This window comes from Flavobacterium sp. PLA-DH12 (genome assembly GCF_059511845.1).
This window is the reverse complement of the sequence record NZ_JCAMPD010000012.1, coordinates 86,099-106,469: the sequence shown is the minus strand read 5'-3', so window position 1 is coordinate 106,469 and position 20,371 is coordinate 86,099. Positions and strand designations below refer to the sequence as shown.

The 20,371-nt window shown below is 33.0% G+C and carries 23 protein-coding genes; 15 read left to right on the top strand and 8 right to left on the bottom strand.

Annotated elements, in window-relative coordinates:
- Positions 1–41 precede the first annotated feature (41 nt).
- From AC5ZCW_RS20165 to AC5ZCW_RS20145, 5 genes are all read right to left on the bottom strand, one after another.
- Positions 42–2,231 (bottom strand): TonB-dependent receptor, encoded by a 2,190-nt coding sequence (locus tag AC5ZCW_RS20165; RefSeq protein WP_496121453.1) that lies wholly within the window; start codon positions 2,229–2,231, stop codon positions 42–44.
- 297 nt (positions 2,232–2,528) lie between these two features.
- Positions 2,529–2,933: an alternative ribosome rescue aminoacyl-tRNA hydrolase ArfB gene (arfB, locus tag AC5ZCW_RS20160; protein ID WP_496121452.1), complete on the bottom strand. Its 405-nt coding sequence runs from the start codon at positions 2,931–2,933 to the stop codon at positions 2,529–2,531.
- 1 nt (position 2,934) lies between these two features.
- Positions 2,935–5,049: a DUF4301 family protein gene (locus AC5ZCW_RS20155; RefSeq protein WP_496121450.1), complete on the bottom strand. Its 2,115-nt coding sequence runs from the start codon at positions 5,047–5,049 to the stop codon at positions 2,935–2,937.
- Positions 5,010–5,633: a nicotinamide riboside transporter PnuC gene (gene pnuC, locus AC5ZCW_RS20150; RefSeq protein WP_496121449.1), complete on the bottom strand. Its 624-nt coding sequence runs from the start codon at positions 5,631–5,633 to the stop codon at positions 5,010–5,012. The genes AC5ZCW_RS20155 and pnuC overlap by 40 nt, the downstream gene beginning before the upstream one ends.
- A 20-nt stretch (positions 5,634–5,653) precedes the next feature.
- Positions 5,654–6,382 carry a phosphoglycerol geranylgeranyltransferase gene (locus AC5ZCW_RS20145; protein ID WP_496121448.1) on the bottom strand — a complete coding sequence of 243 codons (729 nt, stop codon included), beginning with the start codon at positions 6,380–6,382 and terminating at the stop codon, positions 5,654–5,656.
- A 94-nt stretch (positions 6,383–6,476) separates the two neighbouring features.
- On the opposite strand from AC5ZCW_RS20145, the gene AC5ZCW_RS20140 reads away from it, so the two are divergent.
- From AC5ZCW_RS20140 to AC5ZCW_RS20130, 3 genes are all read left to right on the top strand, one after another.
- The gene (locus tag AC5ZCW_RS20140) at positions 6,477–7,073 is read left to right on the top strand and encodes a Crp/Fnr family transcriptional regulator (protein ID WP_496121446.1); all 597 of its coding nucleotides are present in this window, start codon (positions 6,477–6,479) and stop codon (positions 7,071–7,073) included.
- 82 nt (positions 7,074–7,155) lie between these two features.
- A complete protein-coding gene (locus AC5ZCW_RS20135) occupies positions 7,156–7,443 on the top strand; it encodes a hypothetical protein (RefSeq protein WP_281631104.1) in 288 nt (95 codons plus the stop codon).
- Positions 7,440–7,838, top strand: coding sequence for a group III truncated hemoglobin (locus AC5ZCW_RS20130; RefSeq protein ID WP_496121444.1), 399 nt, complete (start codon positions 7,440–7,442; stop codon positions 7,836–7,838). Before AC5ZCW_RS20135 ends, AC5ZCW_RS20130 begins: the two co-directional genes overlap by 4 nt.
- Before the next feature lie 33 nt (positions 7,839–7,871).
- On the opposite strand, the gene AC5ZCW_RS20125 is transcribed toward AC5ZCW_RS20130, so the two are convergent.
- Positions 7,872–8,522: a 4'-phosphopantetheinyl transferase family protein gene (locus AC5ZCW_RS20125; RefSeq protein WP_496121443.1), complete on the bottom strand. Its 651-nt coding sequence runs from the start codon at positions 8,520–8,522 to the stop codon at positions 7,872–7,874.
- Between the two features lie 315 nt (positions 8,523–8,837).
- On the opposite strand from AC5ZCW_RS20125, the gene ahcY reads away from it, so the two are divergent.
- From ahcY to AC5ZCW_RS20070, 11 genes are all read left to right on the top strand, one after another.
- The gene (gene ahcY, locus AC5ZCW_RS20120) at positions 8,838–10,154 is read left to right on the top strand and encodes an adenosylhomocysteinase (RefSeq protein ID WP_496121441.1); all 1,317 of its coding nucleotides are present in this window, start codon (positions 8,838–8,840) and stop codon (positions 10,152–10,154) included.
- 198 nt (positions 10,155–10,352) lie between these two features.
- Positions 10,353–10,919, top strand: a complete 567-nt coding sequence (locus AC5ZCW_RS20115) for a hypothetical protein (protein ID WP_496121440.1) — start codon at positions 10,353–10,355, stop codon at positions 10,917–10,919.
- A gap of 243 nt (positions 10,920–11,162) precedes the next feature.
- A complete protein-coding gene (locus AC5ZCW_RS20110) occupies positions 11,163–13,394 on the top strand; it encodes a patatin-like phospholipase family protein (RefSeq protein ID WP_496121439.1) in 2,232 nt (743 codons plus the stop codon).
- 239 nt (positions 13,395–13,633) lie between these two features.
- The gene (locus tag AC5ZCW_RS20105) at positions 13,634–13,918 is read left to right on the top strand and encodes a hypothetical protein (protein ID WP_343544302.1); all 285 of its coding nucleotides are present in this window, start codon (positions 13,634–13,636) and stop codon (positions 13,916–13,918) included.
- A 52-nt stretch (positions 13,919–13,970) separates the two neighbouring features.
- Positions 13,971–14,303, top strand: coding sequence for a DMT family transporter (locus AC5ZCW_RS20100; protein WP_111426179.1), 333 nt, complete (start codon positions 13,971–13,973; stop codon positions 14,301–14,303).
- Positions 14,304–14,344: 41 nt separating this feature from the next.
- The gene (locus AC5ZCW_RS20095) at positions 14,345–15,304 is read left to right on the top strand and encodes a Fic family protein (RefSeq protein ID WP_496121438.1); all 960 of its coding nucleotides are present in this window, start codon (positions 14,345–14,347) and stop codon (positions 15,302–15,304) included.
- Between the two features lie 27 nt (positions 15,305–15,331).
- Complete coding sequence (locus AC5ZCW_RS20090; RefSeq protein WP_343544304.1) at positions 15,332–15,793, top strand: GNAT family N-acetyltransferase; 462 nt, start codon at positions 15,332–15,334, stop codon at positions 15,791–15,793.
- A 136-nt stretch (positions 15,794–15,929) separates the two neighbouring features.
- Entirely contained in the window at positions 15,930–16,772 is an 843-nt protein-coding gene (locus AC5ZCW_RS20085; RefSeq protein ID WP_496121436.1) for a bifunctional helix-turn-helix domain-containing protein/methylated-DNA--[protein]-cysteine S-methyltransferase, read from the top strand.
- 129 nt (positions 16,773–16,901) lie between these two features.
- Positions 16,902–17,615 (top strand): 2OG-Fe(II) oxygenase, encoded by a 714-nt coding sequence (locus tag AC5ZCW_RS20080; protein WP_496121434.1) that lies wholly within the window; start codon positions 16,902–16,904, stop codon positions 17,613–17,615.
- Between the two features lie 213 nt (positions 17,616–17,828).
- The gene (locus AC5ZCW_RS20075; protein ID WP_343544307.1) at positions 17,829–18,074 is read left to right on the top strand and encodes an Ada metal-binding domain-containing protein; all 246 of its coding nucleotides are present in this window, start codon (positions 17,829–17,831) and stop codon (positions 18,072–18,074) included.
- Positions 18,061–18,669: an alpha-ketoglutarate-dependent dioxygenase AlkB family protein gene (locus tag AC5ZCW_RS20070; RefSeq protein WP_496121432.1), complete on the top strand. Its 609-nt coding sequence runs from the start codon at positions 18,061–18,063 to the stop codon at positions 18,667–18,669. The genes AC5ZCW_RS20075 and AC5ZCW_RS20070 overlap by 14 nt, the downstream gene beginning before the upstream one ends.
- A gap of 5 nt (positions 18,670–18,674) precedes the next feature.
- On the opposite strand, the gene AC5ZCW_RS20065 is transcribed toward AC5ZCW_RS20070, so the two are convergent.
- Entirely contained in the window at positions 18,675–18,995 is a 321-nt protein-coding gene (locus AC5ZCW_RS20065) for an MmcQ/YjbR family DNA-binding protein (protein ID WP_496121431.1), read from the bottom strand.
- 26 nt (positions 18,996–19,021) lie between these two features.
- Entirely contained in the window at positions 19,022–19,777 is a 756-nt protein-coding gene (locus AC5ZCW_RS20060) for an NUDIX hydrolase (RefSeq protein ID WP_496121430.1), read from the bottom strand.
- Positions 19,778–20,059: 282 nt separating this feature from the next.
- Between AC5ZCW_RS20060 and AC5ZCW_RS20055 the strand changes: the two genes are divergently transcribed.
- Complete coding sequence (locus AC5ZCW_RS20055; protein ID WP_496121429.1) at positions 20,060–20,317, top strand: hypothetical protein; 258 nt, start codon at positions 20,060–20,062, stop codon at positions 20,315–20,317.
- The last annotated feature ends 54 nt before the right edge of the window (positions 20,318–20,371 follow it).

Genomic DNA, 20,371 nt, shown 5'->3' with positions numbered 1-20,371 from the left:
GCCTGAAATTATTTTCAGGCTTTTTTTGCGTCTTCTCTTAATTAGAATTTCAAACTCAAACCAATTAAGAAGTTTGTTCCTGCTTGCGGATAATAGTATGGATATACATCCCACATTGCTCCATTTGAAACATATTTCTTGTCGAAAATATTATTTACCAAAGCTGTAATCGTTATCGATTGGAAAATCGTTTTTGGCTTTATTTCGTAAGATGCATTAAAATCGTTTACGAAGTAATCTGCCAATTTAGCTGCTGGAAGTTCAATATTGTTCATGTATTGTTCTCCAACATATTTTTGCAGTAACGAAAGATACAATCTCTCCATAGGTTTATACACAATAACGTTTCCAGCAATTACTTCTGGAGAATAGGCAATTTTTGTAGTTCCGTAAAATTCTCCATCAACAGCTAAATCTACGTTTTTATTGCTGCTCAACGTAAAGTTTGGTCTTAATGTAAATTTCTCAGAAAGTGCAATTGTGGCATCGAACTCAAATCCTAAACGGTAGCTTTTCTCTGTATTGGCACGAATTGGGTTTCCAACATCGTCTAACCTTCCCGTTAAAATCAATTGATCTCTATAACCCATATAATACAGATTCGAATTCAATTGAAATTTCTCTGAATTGAATCTCCATCCTAACTCAAAATCATTTAGCTTTTCTGATTTTACATTTCCTCCTTCATAATCTGTTCTATTTGGCTCACGATTTGCTCGCGCATAAGAAAAATACAAAGTGTTTTTTTCGTTAAAAGCATAGTTCAAACCAGCTTTCGGATTAAAGAAATTAAAATTATCATCTACTAAACCAGTTTCTTTACTATTTGCTTTATATTTCACATTTCTGTATTGCAAATCTCCGTAGAAACTTAATTTTTCTGTGAATTGATAATTTGCTTTCACGAAAACATTACCATCCGTTTTTGACGAATAATCATCGTAATAATGAGCTCCTAACGCTGACTGATCTGAATATTGCGCCCAGATTACTTTTCCAAAATGGTCGCCTTCGTATTTATTCCAACCGCCACCTAAAATAACATTTAGTTTTTCTGTTACATATTTAGCAGAAAAAGTAGTTCCGTAGAAATCATTATCCAACCATTTTTGACGAATCAAATCTGTTACTGGAACTAAATTTCCATTGTCATCTTCAACTGTTTTTGTTGGTTTAATTGGTCCATAGCCTTCAACGGGTTCATCTTCTTTATAATTTTCGTAATACCCCTTACCTTTTGTATAATGAAATGCCAGGTTTGTGCTCCATTTATCAGAAATCGATTCACTCCAATGCAATTGATAATGATCCTGATTGTAATTATCGGTTTCGTTATCATAGAAATGTACATTTCCAGCATCGTCTGTATACATTCCAGCAGAATTAAAAGTACGGTCTGTATTAAGCGTTTCTGCATCAATTCCGTTCCAAGATTGATACGTTTTTTGAGTTCCACCAAAAACCAATGCTTTAATCAAAGTGGTTTTGCCAACGTAAGTTCCCTGCAAGAAGTATGATTTTAAATCGGCACTTCCACGATCAATATACCCGTGTGTTTTTATTGTAGACAAACGCCCAGCAATTTCAAAATGATCATTTAATAAACCTGTACTAAACTTTACGGTATTTTTAATTGTATTGAATGATCCTGCAGAACTTGAAATCTCACCTGTCGATTTTCTTGCATAACTATCTGTTAGCATATTTAAACTGGCACCAAAAGCACCTGCTCCATTTGTTGATGTTCCAACTCCGCGCTGTAATTGAAGACTTTCTACAGAAGAAGCAAAATCAGGCATATTTACCCAAAACGTTCCTTGACTTTCTGCATCATTATACGGAATTCCGTTTATGGTTACGTTTACACGTGTTGCGTCACTTCCACGAACTCGAATCCCAGTATAACCAACACCATTTCCTGCATCTGAAGTTGTTACAACCGAAGGAAGATAATTCATTAAAACAGGAATGTCCTGACCTAGATTTCTATATTTAATTTCCTTTTTATCCATATTACTGAAGCTCACGGGAGTTTTTGAAGTAACACGAACCGCTGAAACCAATACATCATCAAGCTGATTCACTTTGGTAGAATCTTGCTGTTGTGCAAAAGAGAAAAGAGAAAAGAAAATAGAAAATAGAGAAAAGAAAATAGATTTGGTTCTGCTCATTTTTTGAACCTCAGAACCTTTGTATCTTAGTACCTTAGTACCTTCAAAAATAGTTTTCATTCGTAAAGAATTACGAATAAAAGGGGGAATTATTCTTTTGTTAAATTAATAAATGTGTTTCACGACAAAATAAAGTGTGCACGCTCGATAGTGTCGTTATCCCTTAGCAACATTACTCGCTCAGGTTCTTTGGGTATGATCTCAGCTCGTTATTTGGAGCACCCCTTTGAGACAGTGCAAATGTAATGTTAAAAAGTTAAATTCCAATATTGAAAATTCCAAATTCCAAAAATTCAACTAGATTGAAATCAAAATTCCAAATTCCAACATTAACCTTAGTTGTTGGAATTTGGAATTTTACTCGATGTTCGGTTTTCTTCTAGATTGTTTTAGATCAGAAATGTTCTTTTTGTCTTTGATTCTTTTTTTAATTACTGCTTTTGGAACTTTCGTAGCTTTTCTAATTTTAGGAACATAAAGTCCTTTTTTGATAATTTCCAAAAATCGTTTGGTTACAATTTCTTTGTTTTTAAGCTGACTTCGATCTTCATCGCAATTTAAAATTAGGATATTTTCAGAAGTTAATCTTGCTGCTATATTTTCCTGTAAAAGTAATTTTTCGTCTTCAGATAAAGCTTGCGAAGTATTCAGATCAAAATTCAGCACCACTTTTGACGAAACTTTGTTCACGTTTTGTCCGCCCGATCCACTACTGCGGACGGCTTTAAAGTTTAACTCTGATATTATTTTGTCTGTATCCATATTATTGTGGCTGATGAGCCGCTTTTAACAAATCGTTTACTGTTTTTACTGGATTAAAAGTAATCAAAGGAACAGCAACAAAAACAGTTAGCCAATTGGCCATTGATCCATTCCATAAACCTGGCAATTCGTAGCTTCTTACTGTTTTGCCATCAACACTTTTTTCAACAATAAAACCCGCTTTTTGATCTACAAATTGCAATAAATCGAATTTCTCTTTTTTATAATTTTTAATACCACAAACTAAATCTACAGGGTTAAAATGTGTTGCCTCAGCTAAAATTGCCTGTTGCTTCTTACTTGTCAAATCTACTTGAGAGGTTTCAACAATTTGAAGAGAATTCACTCCTTTATCATTCATTACCCAAAACGGTCCGCCTCCAGGTTCTCCTTCATTTTTCACCATTCCACAAACACGAATTGGTCTATCTAATAGTTCTTTGATTTTGTTTATTTTATTTTCAAAAGTAAATTTACTGAAGTCATTACTCATCTCGACATTTAGCTCTTCTTTTAAAAACAAAACAATATCTTCTAAATGATTTTCTTTGATATCATCTTGATCAATTGCTTTTAAATAAGAAAAAACTTTCTGCTGTATTTCTATTAAAACACCTGCCAATGCTTTTTTGTATAGTGTAATTTTATCAATATGATTCTGAATGACATTATCTATATTTTTAATGAAGATTACATCTGCATCAAGATCATTTAAATTTTCAATCAAAGCACCATGTCCCCCAGGTCTAAAAATTAAATCATGATACTTATCTTTTACTAATTTATTTTCTTCATCAATAGTAATGGAGTCTGTGCTTTTATTTTGATATGAATAACCAATATTAATTTTAACTCCTGATGGCTCTTCAATCTTCCCTATAACCTCATCAACACCTTTATAAAACAAATTCTGATGAATTTCTGATACAGTAAAATGCAAATTAGAGACTTTATTTGAAGTAGCATAATGTATACATTCATTTAAATGTTCTTCAATTGGAGTTGCAATATGCGTTTCATACCAATGAAATGGCAATACTGCTTTTGGCTTATTTGCAAAATTAAAATAGTCAGGAGACAACAATGATTTTATAAAATAATAATTCTTGTAATCTCTTTCAAGAGATTCAAAATCAGGATAAATCTCTCTTAACTTTTGATCTATACATTTGAAGAAAGGAAACTTATCCATTCCGATAATAAAAATGGCAAGTTCTTTGTCTTTTTTTCTATTTATATAAGCATTAATAGTTTCTTTCTGAATATCAAAATCATTTAAAAATGCATTCAAAAATTTAAACATTCTTGTTGCCGCACCAGAAGCAGGAACAAATTTTTTAATTTTTAAATTTTCTTTCTGTTTATCAAAAAAAACAGCTTTATCTTCAAAATCTTTTTCAGATAAACTTAAAATTCCATTTTCAATCGTTGCAGGACTTATTAAGTTACTTTTAGCAATTCCGTTATCAAGAATTTCAAGCTGTTTTAGAATTTTTTCAAAAGGGATTCCTCTATCATAAATTTGAACAAAATCTGATGACGTAAATCCTTTTTGTTTAGCCAAAGTCAGTTCATGAATAATACCTGTTGCTTTTGCTAAACGTGTTTCTTTATCTCCTGATAGTGTTATAAAAGGCTTTTTTGTGTCTATTAATGTCTGTTTAAAAACAGAAAACACCGTTTCTCTTCCTTCTGGAGTATCACGAATATCGTCTTTTTCCCAAGGAACATCAATATTGGTCAGGAAAAACAAATCGTATTCATGTTTTAATGCTGCTTCATTTAAAAGCGGATCACAAAAACCATAATACATTTCAGAAAACACTTTGGTTACCATCAAATTGGTATCACAAAACAAGTATTTATTTGCATTGGCCAGTTTTTCATTTTCCAATGCAGTCTGACCATAAGCAATTGGCATCATATCATCAGCTACACAAATATGCTTATTCTCTTCCCATTTTTCTTGCAAATAATCGCGTGCAAATTCAGGAACCCATTCGGTTTCATAATAATCTGCAAGCTGTTTTGCTAAGGTTGTTTTTCCTGTACTTTCAGGTCCAAACAAAGCAATTTTTATGATATTTGTTTTTTGCTGTTTAAGATCTTTCTCCATTCTAAATAAGCTGAAATAGCCAAAATTGTAAAAATTATGTATTGAAGCGACAACATTCCTAAGCCACGATAAGCATAGAGAGGCACAACAATAATATCACCAATAATCCAAAGTGTCCAGTTTTCTATTTTTTTTCTGGCCATATACCACATTCCTGCGAAAAATATTCCAGATGAAATCATATCAACATAATTGTCTTTATGAATTTCGTATCCAAAATATTTATAAATCCCGAAAACTACAAAAACAGTCACAATAAACAGTAAGATTCCGATTATTTTTTCATTAAAACTTGTACGGGTAATTGGTAGATTATCCTCTGCAGTTCCTCCTTTTGCCCAGACATACCATCCATAAATACTCATTATAGAAAAATAAGCATTAATAATCATGTCTCCCACATAACCGGCAATATAAAGCAGATAGACCGATATTGCCGTTGCAATTAATCCTGTAGGATATACCCAGATATTTTCTTTTTTAGCAAACCATACACTTAAAATTCCGCAGACAAATACCAGAAACTCCAAAGCAATGTGCCAAAGCGGTGCATTTTTATAACTTTCTAAAAAAAAATCTATCATGAAAATGTGGTATTTGACATTTATAATTCAAAAAAACGACTGTTATTTTCAAAGGCAGTTCCAATAACAACCAAATCTGCGCCAGCTTGATAGGCTTTTTGAATTCCGTGCAAATCTACAATTCCTCCGCCAACAATAACAGGAATTTCAATATTTTGAGAAATCAGTTCAATCATTTCTGCTGGAACAGGTTGTTTAGCACCACTTCCCGCTTCTAAATAAATAAGTTGATTTCCTAACATTTCACCTGCTTGAGCCGTCGCCAAAACCAAATCAAGATTTTCGCGGCTTAGAGGTTTTGTTTTACTTACACGAGCAACGGCAGTTTCATTACCGCTTTCAATTAAAATATATCCCGTAGAAATAACTTCTAAATTTGTTTTTTTAAGAATTGGAGCAGCCTGAACTTGATATTCTATCAAATAATCGGGATTTCGGCCAGACAATAACGATAGGAACAGAATTGCATCGGCTTGCGGCGAAATCTGTGAAGGATCGCCAGGAAACAAAATAACAGGTAAATTCGTTTTTTGCTTTAACCCCGAAATCAATTCTTCCAAAATGTTATTCTGAACAATACTTCCTCCTACAAAAATGTGAGTTGCAGGCGAACCATTAATTTTTTCAATTAAATGATTGACATTTTCCAATACAATTTTATCAGGATCCAAAAGCACTGCCAGTAATTTTTGGCCATTGCTTTTAGCTTCTAAAATCTGTTGTTTAATAGTAAGTATTTGTTCTTGCATACGGGGTGTAAAAGTAAAAGATTTTTAATGTAGAAGAACTATTTTGAATAAATTATATTTGTTCAATGTCTTTTGGTAACGTAAACAATACATTATGATTACAGTCGAATTACTAGAAAAGTACGGTGTCGTAAAAAAATCATTTGATAAAAATGATATTATTTTTGAAGAAGGAAATCTGCCATCACACTATTATCAGATTATTTCTGGTGAAGTAAAGATGAGCAATTATAATGATGATGGCCGTGAATTTATTCAAGGTATTTTTTATAACGGACAATCTTTTGGCGAACCACCACTATTTTTAAACCAAAAATATCCAGCAAATGCTATTGCTGTAGAAAATACCGAGCTTTTTATTCTTCCAAAAGAAAACTTCATGAGGCTTTTAGAAGAAAATCCAAAAGTGAGTATTCAAATAATCGAAAATCTAGCGCAGAGATTGTATTACAAATCGGTTATGGCTGCCGAAATTTCTACCCATGAACCAGAACATCGTGTATTGAAATTAATAGATCACGGAATTGCTTACTTCAATTTTCAAAAAGATAAAAATGGTTATCTTATCAACTTTACCAGACAGCAGATTGGAGATTTAACCGGTTTACGGGTTGAAACCGTTATTCGAACGATAAAAGCATTGGAAAAAAAAGGTGAATTGAAGATTATTAATCGAAAAGTATACAGATAAAAAAATTCTCGTTTTATGATTTTAATCATAAAATGAAACGCCATTGTGGATGTAATTTTGTTGATATAAAAAACTGAATACCATGACACTATATCAAACAACATTCGACATTTTCAATAGAAACTATATGGGTTCTGCTGCAATGGCAGTAATTGGACAAAGCTGTTTAGGAGGCGCTGCAGCTATGTACGTTTTATCAAACGGAACTTCAATTCCACAGATGATTCAGCTAGGAATTATTGTTTTAGCTTGTGTTTTCGCAAATACATCTATCTTAGCACAAATGAAACATAAAGTAGTTTTCAACCTGATTATGGTAAGCACACTTTTAAGCGTATTTTTTATATTCTTGAATAGTTTTATTCTATGAAAAAACAAATAGAAAATAGAGCTGATGTATCTTTTTTAGTACATCAATTTTATGCTAAAATAAGAGCCGATCGAGAAATCGGCTTTTATTTTAATGAAATGATTTCTGATTGGGATGCGCACCTCGAGAAGCTGACTGATTTTTGGGAAACTAACTTATTTGGCGTTCGCAAATACAAAGGAAATCCTCACGCTGTACACAATGAAGTTGATGCTCATTTTGATGAAAAAATCACTATAAACGAATTCGGAATCTGGCTCAATCATTGGTCTCAAACCATTGATGAACATTTTGAAGGCGAAAACGCCGAAACATTAAAAAGACGCGCCAGAAAAATGAGTACTTTTTTATACATGAGTATATTTCAGCATCGACAGAAAGAAAGCGAAGTTTAAATATCTAAATCTTAGAATTTTTAAATTGACATTTTATTTCTCAAAAGCATAAACCAAAGTAAAAGTTCCCTCAAAATTATCTGATTTGATTTCTTCGTAGTGCACATCAAAATCCTTTATGAGATCATCAAAATGAAGACTTGCCTGCGTTTGGGTTTCTCCTAAAGAGAAGTTGTTTACATTAATATGATCTTTAAAACTTATCCCTTTTTCATTTCTTATTTTAAAGATCGCCTCTTTGGCTCCCCAGATAACGGTAAGCTTTTTTATATATTCTTCTGTAGAATTCGGTTCTAAATACCTGCATTCGTAATCGGTAAATTTATCTGCAATCCTTTGAATTTTCTCACGCTGTAATTCCATGTCAATTCCAACCTTTTCTTTGCTTATAATGATGGCCGCAAAATGATAAGAATGTGTAATTGAGATATGATGATCACAATCAAAATATGGTTTTCCAAATTCATCATAATGCAGATCTTTATCAGTAAAACCCATTTCCTGAATCAGCATTCTAACACTCAAGAAAGCACGCTGATGCATTTGCGATTTCATTCCGTCCAGTCTGCGCTGTGTTTTTTCTTTCAACGTTACTCTACTGTACAATTCATCAAAAGATTCGGTTATTTCCCAAATTAAAATTTTAGTCGTTTCATTGAATTGTATGGTCTGAAATAAAGGCATTACTTTTTAATTATAAATTGTAAATGATTAATTATAAATTTTTGGTGGTAAATTTTAAACCATATAAGTCATTTAAGAAAATATAACTGTTGGTTTAAAGAATGCATTAGTAAATATAAGCAATTCGCGACAAAGGTAATAGTTTCAGAATCTTTTTTAAATGAACTTATATCACTTATATGGTTTAAATCGTTTTATAAACTAATGTTCTAAAGATTAAGAAATTAAAGATTTCACAAATCTGAGAGAAATTAGTAAAATTCAAAAGCTATTCCTTAAATTTGCAAAAAATTTTACAATACAAATATACTATAAATGAGTACAACGACTACGCCATATGTGGCTTTCAAAGTAAAAGACATTTCTCTAGCGGCTTGGGGAAGAAAAGAAATTGAACTAGCTGAAGCTGAAATGCCAGGTTTAATGGCGCTTCGTGCTGAATATAAAGACGAACAACCTCTTAAAGGTGCTCGTATCGCTGGATGTTTACACATGACAATTCAAACTGCAGTTTTAATCGAAACTTTAATTGCTCTTGGTGCTGAAGTTACTTGGTCTTCTTGCAATATTTTCTCTACTCAAGATCAAGCTGCTGCTGCTATTGCTGCTGCTGGAATTTCTGTATATGCTTGGAAAGGTCTTGACGAGCAATCATTTGACTGGTGTATTGAGCAAACTTTATTCTTTGGTGAAGACAGAAAACCATTAAACATGATCTTAGATGATGGTGGAGATTTAACTAACATGGTTATCGATCGTTACCCAGAATTAGTTCCTGGAATTAAAGGTCTTTCTGAAGAAACTACAACTGGTGTTCATAGACTTTATGAGAGAGTAAAAGCTGGAACTTTACCAATGCCTGCAATCAACATTAATGACTCTGTTACTAAATCTAAATTTGACAACAAATACGGATGTAAAGAATCTGCTGTAGATGCTGTTCGTCGTGCAACTGACTTAATGTTAGCTGGAAAAAGAGTTGTAGTTTGTGGATACGGTGACGTTGGAAAAGGAACTGCCGCTTCTTTCAGAGGTGCTGGTTCTATTGTAACTGTTACTGAAATCGATCCAATTTGTGCTTTACAAGCTGCAATGGACGGTTATGAAGTTAAAAAATTAAACACTGTAATTGCTAATGCTGATATCATCATTACAACTACAGGAAACAAAGATATCGTTCTTGGAGAGCACTTCGAGCAAATGAAAGACAAAACTGTTGTTTGCAACATTGGTCACTTCGATAACGAAATTGATATGGCTTGGTTGAACAAAAACCACGGTGCATCTAAAATCGAAATCAAACCTCAGGTTGACAAATACAACATCAACGGAAAAGATATCATTATCTTGGCTGAAGGTCGTTTAGTAAACCTTGGTTGTGCTACAGGTCACCCAAGTTTTGTAATGAGTAACTCATTTACAAACCAAACTTTGGCACAAATCGAATTATGGAACAACAGCGCAGCTTACAAAAATGAAGTTTACATGTTACCAAAACATTTAGATGAAAAAGTTGCTGCTTTACACTTAGCAAAATTAGGCGTTGAACTTGAAGTTTTAAGAGAAGATCAAGCTGCTTATATTGGTGTTGAAGTTCAAGGTCCATTCAAACCAGAGTACTACAGATACTAAATCTATTTTAGATTGAAGATTTCTGATTTTAGATTTCTTCGATTACATATTCAAACCCGACAGGTTTTAAAAATCTGTCGGGTTTCTTTTTTTGTTTCTATCCAGAGCTTAAATTTCAATAAAGCTTTAAAATTAATCAGATAATTTTGAATAATTTTTAAATATATTTGGATTCCAAAACCAACCAAAACCCAAATCATGAAAATATATTTTTTTACAATCCTGATACTAATATTGCCGTTTTTTGCTTCAGCACAAATTGACCAGCGAATGCAAATGCATCAACAAATAAATGCACAAAATCAAAAATGGGCAAGTGAGCGATTAAGAGACGAAAATAACTGGTCTCAGCAAGCAATGTCCAATCAATTGCACAATCATAGCTCAAAAGCCCAAAAAACATTATACAATGAAGAAAAGAAAAAACAAAAGCTAGAAGAAAAAAATGCTAAATTAAATGCTGATTTGAAAAAGAAACAAGACGAATTAGCTGCACTTGAAAATTCTCCTAATAATACAAATAGTGATGTTCAAAAAAACATTCAGAAAACCAAAGAACAAATAGCAAAATCGGAAGAAAAGCTAAACAAATCCAAAACTGATCTAGAAGCAAGCTCTAAAAAAGTGACGGATTTAAAAAAGGAAATGGAAATTTCGCTAACAAAAAAAGCAGATCTCGAGAAAAAGGAAAAAGAAGATCAAGAAAGAAAGCAAAAACAAGAAGAGATAAACAAAGCTCTTTTAAAAAATATAAAATCAAACTAATAATACCAACAGAGCCTCGCATAAATGTGAGGTTTATTTATTTTTACACTTCAGTAAAAAAACATTTCTATCAAAAAATTGTACTTTTATAAATATCTGCTTACTTTTAATAACCAGAATAAGAATCTATTTATCAAATACTTAAATAGTAAAAAATTGAAAAAAACATCTTATTTACTCGTCTTCTTATTTTTACTAAGTCTCCCGCAAATTATTTTTTCTCAGGAAAAAAAGCCTAAAGTTGTGTTAGTACTAAGCGGTGGAGGCGCAAAGGGGATTGCACATATTCCTCTTTTACAGAAATTAGATTCACTTCACATCGTTCCAGACCTTATTGTTGGAAACAGTATGGGAAGTATAATAGGTGGTTTGTATGCAATGGGATATTCTGGTGACAGTATAGAAAAAATCACTAAAGATATTTATTGGGATAAGCTCTTAGGCGGAGGGCAGTCATTACGAGCTGTAAGTGCCGAAGAAAAAAGAGAATTTCAACGGTATTTAGTCGGAATAGGTGTTAAAGACGGGAAACTTAACAGCATTGGTTCTCTGTTAAATGATCAAAATCTAAGAGAATATCTTTCTGAATTAACTTTCCCTGTCTACAATGTTAAAGATTTTGACAGTCTCCCGATTCCTTTCAGAGCTATGGCTACAGACTTGGTCGAAGGAAAAGAAGTTATTTTAAGCAAAGGAAGTTTATCTTACGCCATGCGCGCCAGTATGTCGCTGCCTGCCATCTTCAAACCAATGCCTTACGGAAAAACAGTTTTGGTAGACGGTGGAGTATTAAATAACTTCCCAACTGATGTTGCCAAAGAAATGGGTGCCGATATTATTATTGGAAGTGATGTCGGAGGCGGAATGGAACCCGTAGATAAGCTAAACAATCTTATGACTATATTAATGCAGACCAGTATGTTTCCGAGTAACATCAAGAATCCTGCAAACCGCGATCTATGTACAATATTGGTCGATCATTTACCTAATCTGCGCTTCTCTACTGCCGATTTTGCCAATAGCAACGAAATCTACAAAGACGGTAAAATTGCCACAAATCAAAATCTTCCGGCTTTAATTGCGCTTTCAGAAAAGCTAAAAGGATTTCAGCAGCGAACTCATAAATTGCCCAATATGCCCAATGAGTTTGTTCTAGATACAATTGTATACAAAAAAATAAGTCCCGAAAATATGCCGCTGGTTGTCGGAAGGGCAAATCTAAAAACTCATGTAAAATATACCACTAAAGACTTAATTGCAGGAATTAATAGAGCAATGGGAACCAATCTTTTTGACGAGATTACGTATAGTTATTTCATTAAAGACGAAGATAAACTAGGCATTACATTGTTCGGATTTGAACGTGCCAAAAACCAGCTAAACACATCAGTGCATTATGACACTTACAGAGGTGTCGGAATAATTTTTAACTACACAGGAAGAAATGTTCTTGCCGACGCCTCTCGTCTTCTTTTAACGGTAGATATTGCCGAACAGCCAAAAGCAAGAATCAATTATCAGAAAAATTTTGGAAAGCATAGAGAATGGTGGTGGATATCTGAAGCTTATGGAGCCTTTCTGCGCCAAGAAATCTACATAAATGGGAAAGCATCAGACAATATACTTTATAATTCTTTTGAACTCAACAATGAGGTAAACAGAAATATAAATTCTTTAAAAAGCTATTTAGGCTTTGGTTTAAATTATAGCTACACCAATCTAAAACCTAAATATGATCGAGAATACAATCCAAACTCTGTAAGCATCAACAATTACAACTTCAATAATATAGAATTCAACCTGCATTATTCTTATAATGACATGGATCGAGTTTTCTTTGCCACAGAAGGGACAATTATAAAATCGAATATAGCACGATCATTTCTTACCGATATCGACGCTGCTTTTTCTGATCCAGACCAAACACGCGTTTCTGGCTCAACGAATGGCTACACCAAATTTGGTTTAACATACGAGAAGAGATTAGCTATAAAAAAGAAAATTACAGGAATCATAGGATTTGACTCTTATTTTATTTTTCAGGATAAACTTAAACATGATGATATTCCGTTTTCAGGATTTGGTTACGCGGCAAAATATTTCATAGGCGGTATTATTCCAAGTTCTGGAAGCAATCGCTTCTCGTTTGCAGGACTTCATGAAGACGAACTTAATGTTACACAATATATGGGCCTCAAACTTGGATCTCAAATAAACTTAATCGGGAAAATTTACCTGACTCCCCACTTCAATATCGCTTCTGTTGGTTTTGACACCTTCAACGATTATATAAAGCATGCCTTTAATCCAAAAGGAAATTGGGATAACAACATCGATACCAGCTTAGTAATATCAGGAGGCGCAGCGATTTCCTATCAGTCCATTTTAGGGCCAATTCATTTTGATACGTCATGGATAAACAATATCGACAAGGTAAGATTATTTTTTAGCGTAGGATTATCATTCAATCCTTAAAAGAGATATCTAAAATTAATCAGGGCGTGCCATAATTTTAAAAAAAGGCCCAATATGCTTTGCGTACATTGGGCCTTTTCTTAAATTATGTCGGGCTATCCGCGCTACTTTGGTAGCTAGCTCCTATCCCTCACGCAAACGTAAACCAAGAACCTTAAATATTACCATACTATTCACGACTCTAAAATTTAAAGTTTAAATTTGAAACTCCAGAACTCATAATAAAGCAAAAAAGAATTATGATCGAAAAAGTTTTATGCGAAATACACGGCACAAAAGAAATGACTTTTGGCTGCATTCATATTGCAATGGCAACAGACTCTAAAGAAAAAGTAGGTTTTTATTATTCAGAAGCCGAGGAAGATCTTCCTCAAATTGCTTGGTGCGGAGATTGTGAACAATGGCTTCTTGATAATGGAGAAGAATGGACTGATACTTTTCAAGCCAGAGCAGATTTTAAAATGCTATGCATTGATTGTTTTGATGAAGTAAAAAATAATGAAACAGAAATTCATATTCGATAAATAAATTCCCGTCCGTTTCAAACAAAGCTTAACTTTGTAAAAAACGACAATCATGAAGAATTTTTTATTTTTATTTATCGCTATAGTTTTTGAAATCATTGCAACATCGGCATTAAAAAAGTCTGAAGAATTTACCAAACTTATTCCGAGTATCATAACCATTATTGGCTATTGTGGTGCCTTTTATTGTTTGAGTTTTGCCATCAGAACCATTCCTGTCGGATTTGCTTATGCCATCTGGTCTGGAGTCGGAATTGTATTAATTACCGCAATTGGCGCTATTTTCTTCAAAGAAATTCCAGATTTACCTGCTATTATTGGGTTAAGTTTAATCATTATTGGTGTGATTGTAATTAATGTTTTTTCTAAAACTACAGCGCATTAAATCAAAAAATATTATTTTTGATAGTATCAAATGATACTATCATGAAACCACCTTATGACATTACTCCAATCATATTAAAATTAATAAGTTCTATATCTGAAAAGATCGGAGCGTTGAACACTTTATACCTTGACAAGCAGTCTCCAAAACTTAGAAAACAGAATAGAATTAAAACAATACATTCTTCATTACAAATTGAAGGAAACACTTTAACAGAAGAACAAATTACTGCATTAATTGAAAACAAGAGAGTAATTGGCCCACAAAAAGATGTCTTAGAAGTTCTAAATGCAATCGAGGTTTACGATCAATTAGGTAAATATAAATCAACTTCTTCTAAAAGTTTTTTAAGTGCTCATCAGTTATTAATGAAAGACCTCGTTCTTGATGCTGGAAAATATCGAAAACAAGGAGTTGGAATTGTAAAAGGCACAAAAGTTGCACATATTGCTCCACCTTACGAGAATGTTCCTTTTTTAATGAATGATTTATTTGACTATTTAAAAAACAAAGATGAACTAACTTTAATAAAAAGTTGTGTCTTCCATTATGAAATGGAATTTATTCATCCATTTTTAGACGGAAACGGCAGAATGGGAAGATTATGGCAGACTGTTATTCTAATGGAACAATACCCTGTTTTCGAATTTTTGCCTTTTGAGACATTGATAAGTAAAACACAAGACAGTTATTACAAATCTCTGGCTATGAGTGATAGAAGTGGTAAATCAACTTATTTTATTGAGTATATGCTGGATGTAATAAATAAATCATTGGAAAATCTCCTTAATTACGATAACAGAACAATAAAAGACATTGACCGGTTAGAGTATTTTTATTCTCTAGGAATTAAGGAATTTACCCGAAAAGATTATATGCATGTTTTTAAGGATATTTCTGCAGCTACCGCAAGCCGAGATTTAAAAAAAGGATTATCATTAAAACTTTTTGATATTACCGGAAATCAGAGTACTGCTAAGTATACCTTAATCAGCTCTTAGCCTTCTTTTAGCAAAAAAATAAAAAACATGGACATTCGAAAAGCTACAATCTCAGACCTTACCGAAATGCAGCAATTGTATATCGAAACCATACAATCTGTCTGCAAAAACGATTATAATACAGCTCAAATAGAAGCCTGGATTTCTGGTGTAAAAAATACAGAACGCTGGACTGCTGTTATAGAAACACAATTTGTTTTATTAGCTATCATTAAAAATAAAATTGCGGGTTTTGGAACCTTAAAAGATGGAAATTATATTGATTTCTTCTACATTCATAAAGATTTTCAGCGACAAGGAATTGCTGATAAAATGCTAAACGAATTAGAAACCGAAGCTAGAAAACATCATTCAAAAACCATAACTTCAGATATTAGTATTACTGCAAAACCATTTTTTGAAAAGAAAGGATTTGTTGCAAAAGCAGCACAGAAAAATATTCGCTTGGGCGTTGAATTAATTAACTTTAAAATGGAAAAAGAATTGTAAAATTTTATTTCAAGTTCCAGGTTCCAACTTAACTTGGAACCTGAAACTTGAAACCCGAAACAAAAAAACAAAGCAAGTTTCAGATTTTATACGTGCCAAAACCAATCGATCTTTGCCTTATAAAAATGGAAGAAAAATGAACACGCAAGAAACCATTAATTATAACCGTATTGCAGAAGCAATCGATTATATCAAAGCAAATTTTAAAGATCAACCCAATCTTGATGAAGTTGCAGAAAAAGTACATTTAAGTCCGTTTCACTTTCAGAGACTTTTTAGTGAATGGGCAGGAACGAGTCCGAAGAAATTTTTGCAATTTACAAGTATCGAACACGCCAAAAAATTACTCAAAGAAAATCAGGCAACAATTTCTGAAACAGCTTACGAAACTGGGCTTTCAGGAACTAGTCGACTGCATGATCTATTTGTTAATATTGAAGGAATGACGCCTGCAGAATATAAAAATGGCGGAAAAAATCTAGCTATCAATTATAGTTTTGCCGAAAGTCCGTTTGGGAATATTATTGTTGCATCGACCTCAAAAGGCGTTTGTTTTATGGCTTTCGCAGAAGATGAAATCACCGGACTTATTGCATTGAAAGATAAATTTCCAAATGCCTCTTTTACCCAAAAACTAGACTTAGCACAGCAAAATGCGCTATTTATTTTTCAGAACGATTGGAGCAAATTATCTGAAATTAAGTTGCATTTAAAAGGAACCGATTTTCAGCTGAAAGTATGGGAAACTTTATTAAAAATTCCAATGGGACAACTTTCTACTTATGGAACAATTGCACAACAAATTGAAAAGCCAAATGCATCTAGAGCGGTTGGAACTGCAATTGGCAGTAATCCCGTTGCATTTCTTATTCCGCGTCATCGTGTTATCCAATCTTCGGGAACATTTGGTGGCTATATGTGGGGAAATACCAGAAAAACAGCCATTATTGGTTGGGAAGGTGCGCAAATAAATCTATAAGTTTTTCTGCTACGACTCGGGCGATAGCGAACAGGCGAAGCAATTCACGAATTATTCTTAAAATCTATGCGTATAGAATTATTTTAATTCGTGAATTCGTGGCGAAAAAAAATCTCTATCTAAATTACTATGCAAAATATACAATCCAAAATTGCTTCTCAAGACTGGGAAAGCATCACTGAATCTATGCACGAAAATGGATTTGCAATTATTCCAAAAGTGCTTAATAACGAACAATGCGAAGATCTAAAATTCGATTATGACAATCCATCCATATACCGAAAAACAGTTGTAATGGAACGCTATCGATTTGGTTTGGGCGAATACAAATATTTCAATTATCCGCTTCCAGATTTAATTCAAAATATACGTTCTTCGATTTATCCAAAATTGGCTCCAATTGCAAATGCTTGGATGAAAGTTTTAAATATTGATACTGTTTTTCCAGCAAAACATGAAGATTTACTAAAACAGTGTCATGATAATAATCAGCTGAAGGCTACAGTTTTAATTTTAAAATACGGCAAAAGCGGCTTTAATACTTTACATCAGGATTTGTATGGCGATGTTTATTTTCCTATCCAAATTGTACTTTTTCTAAATGAACCTGATGAAGATTTTACTGGCGGTGAATTTGTTCTAACGCAACAAACTCCTAGAGCACAATCTAAAGCGATTGTTTTAAAACCTAAAAAAGGAGATATTCTCGTTTTCACAACCAATTTCAGGCCTGTAAAAGGTACAAAAGGGTATTATCGTGTAAATATGAAACATGGTGTAAGCGAAGTGCATTCGGGTGAACGTTTTACGTTGGGAATTATTTTTCATGATGCCCTTTCGTGATTTTTGCTCGCGAAGTCGCGAAGTTTTTTGACAAAGTTCCTAAAGAGTTTGTCATTTCGACGAAGGAGAAATCTTCGCGAGAAGCTCTACAAAGATTGGACTATTGTTGCGGAGTTACTTGCGAAGATTTCTCCTTCGTCGAAATGACATAAAATGAGAAAAAATTTTGCGATTCTGCGACTTTGCGAGAAATAAATCTTTAACAATTTAATTATGATCAAGCATAGTAAAATTTCAGATTCAGAACTGCGAAATAAAATTAAAAAAGGCGAAATTTGTTTCGGTGGCAACCAGAAATTAAAGATCTACGGAACACTAAAATGTTCTTCGGGAAAAAGAATGAAACGGGAGAATCGGGTTTTCTTTTCTTCTGAAAAAGATGCCATACAAAATGGTTTCAGACCTTGCGGTCACTGCATGAAATCAGAATATCAAAAATGGAAAAATGGACTTATTTAATCCTCAAATAGACGAAACAACTAATCTTCTTCCGAAAGATGGAACGGTGAATTATTACGGAAAATTATTTTCGAGAACAGAAGCCGACTTCTACCGTGATATTTTATTAAATACAATTGAATGGAAAAATGATGAAGCGATAATCTTTGGAAAATTAATTTTAACCAAAAGAAAAGTGGCATGGTACGGCGATCAGGAATTTGAATATACGTATTCGAATACAACAAAAAAAGCTTTGCCTTGGACGCGAGAACTTTTGAAACTAAAAAAAATCATTGAAGAAAAAACCGGTGAAACTTTCAATTCCTGCCTGCTTAATCTTTATCATACTGGAGAAGAAGGAATGGCTTGGCACAGCGATGCCGAAAAAGATTTAAAGAAAAACGGCGCAATTGGCTCTTTAAGTTTTGGTGCCGAACGCAAATTTGCTTTCAAACATAAAGAGTCAAAAGAAACGGTTTCTATGATTCTGGAACACGGAAGCTTATTGGTTATGAAAGATGAAACGCAAACGCATTGGCTTCACAGACTTCCTCCAACAAAAACTACACAAAAAGCGAGGGTTAATTTGACTTTTAGAACGATTGTGAGATAGCAATTTCATTTCTTTTGTGAAGCCACAGTTTCATAAGATCGTATCAAGGCATCTTCAAACATTTCGGGCCTTACTCTTGAAAGTTCGACGATTGTCCAACCTTGTTTTCCCCATTTATTTGGAATTGGATAGAAAATCTTTTCGCTTGACGCACAAAAAACCGACTGGTCAATTTCGGTTAATTTTAAAACGGCATGATTATTTTTTTCGTCAAAAGTGGCAAAAATCTTCTTTTTGATTCGAAAAGAAGTTTTCTCAAAATGAGGTTCCTCTGTTGCATTTGGAAATGATAACGCTAATTTTCTAAAGGTTTCAATTGAAATCATAACCGTACATTTTAAATTATTATTTCTTACCAACCTTGATTCAGTCCGTTTTTAAGAACTTCATCGTATTTTTCTTTATCAAAGGAATATAGGTTTGGAGCTTTATGGGCTACATTGCTTTTCTTTTCATCGAGCTTTCTAAGGATTCCGATGTTGGTTATTTTTCTTAAAAAATTTCGGCGATCCAACTTTTTGTCCAAAATCGTTTCGTATAATTTTTGTAATTCTGGAATTGTAAATTTTTCTGGCAATAAATTATAACCTATTGGCATTAAATTCAATTCGATTCTTAGAGTATTTAGGGCTTTATCCAGAATTTCACGATGGTCTAAAATAAGTTCAGGAACTTCTTTGTGGTCAATCCATTCTACTATTTCATGTCGGTTTGCTGGATTTGGAAGAATTTTCGAAAAATCGACCAAAGCATAATAGCCAATCGTAACAAAACGGCGCATAAGCCATTTCCCTTTTGCCTCTTCGATTTTAAGGTACTCCAATGTTTTTTTATCAAAATGCTGTTTGTTACGATCTACCTTTCCAAAGGTTGCAAATTGTCTTAAAAAAACACCGTCAACACCGGTTCTGCTATTCAATACTGTAATAGCAGCAGTATCTATATCTTGATCAACGGGGATAAATCCTCCAGGTAAAGACCATTTATTGGCTCGCTCTACTTTAATCAATAAAACTTTTAATTGATTATCATGAAAACCAAAAATGACACAATCGATGGAAAGTCCAGGCTGGTAATTTTCGTTATTATCTATAATGTCTTTTAACATCAAAAATCTTTATAAATTCTTTCTTTTAATAACGTTGCAATTTACTCCATTTTTATAAAACTCAAGTGTTTTTCTAAAGAGATGATTTTCAATTAAAATAGAAGTGTTTAAACCACAATTTTAACGAAAATTTAAAATCAAATTTAAAAAAAATAAGTACATTGCGTCATAATAACACATTAATGGTTTTAATTGTTATAATTGAAATCAAAAGACAAAGAAAAATAATACAAAGCTACCATTTATCTTCAAAGTGAGTGTAGAAATTAAATGTAGAACATCATGAATGCCAATACTTTAAAAAATTTTAATCAAAAGATTAGAAGTAAAATTCTAAATTCTTTTGGGTTTGTTTCTAAAGCCTATCTCTTAGAAGCTTCCTTGAAATATAGTGAAGAGCAAGAAAGAATTTTCAACGAGATGATTGTTGAAACTGATGCAAAAAACAAAAAAGCAAAACAAGAAGCGTTTGACAAAGCTTTGTATGCTTCTTATAAAGGAATTGGCGCCATGGATTTTGTAAATACTGTTATAAAATAACCTTGTCCCTATTTATAATTTATAATGTGGCCTCACTTTTAGTGAGGCTTTTTT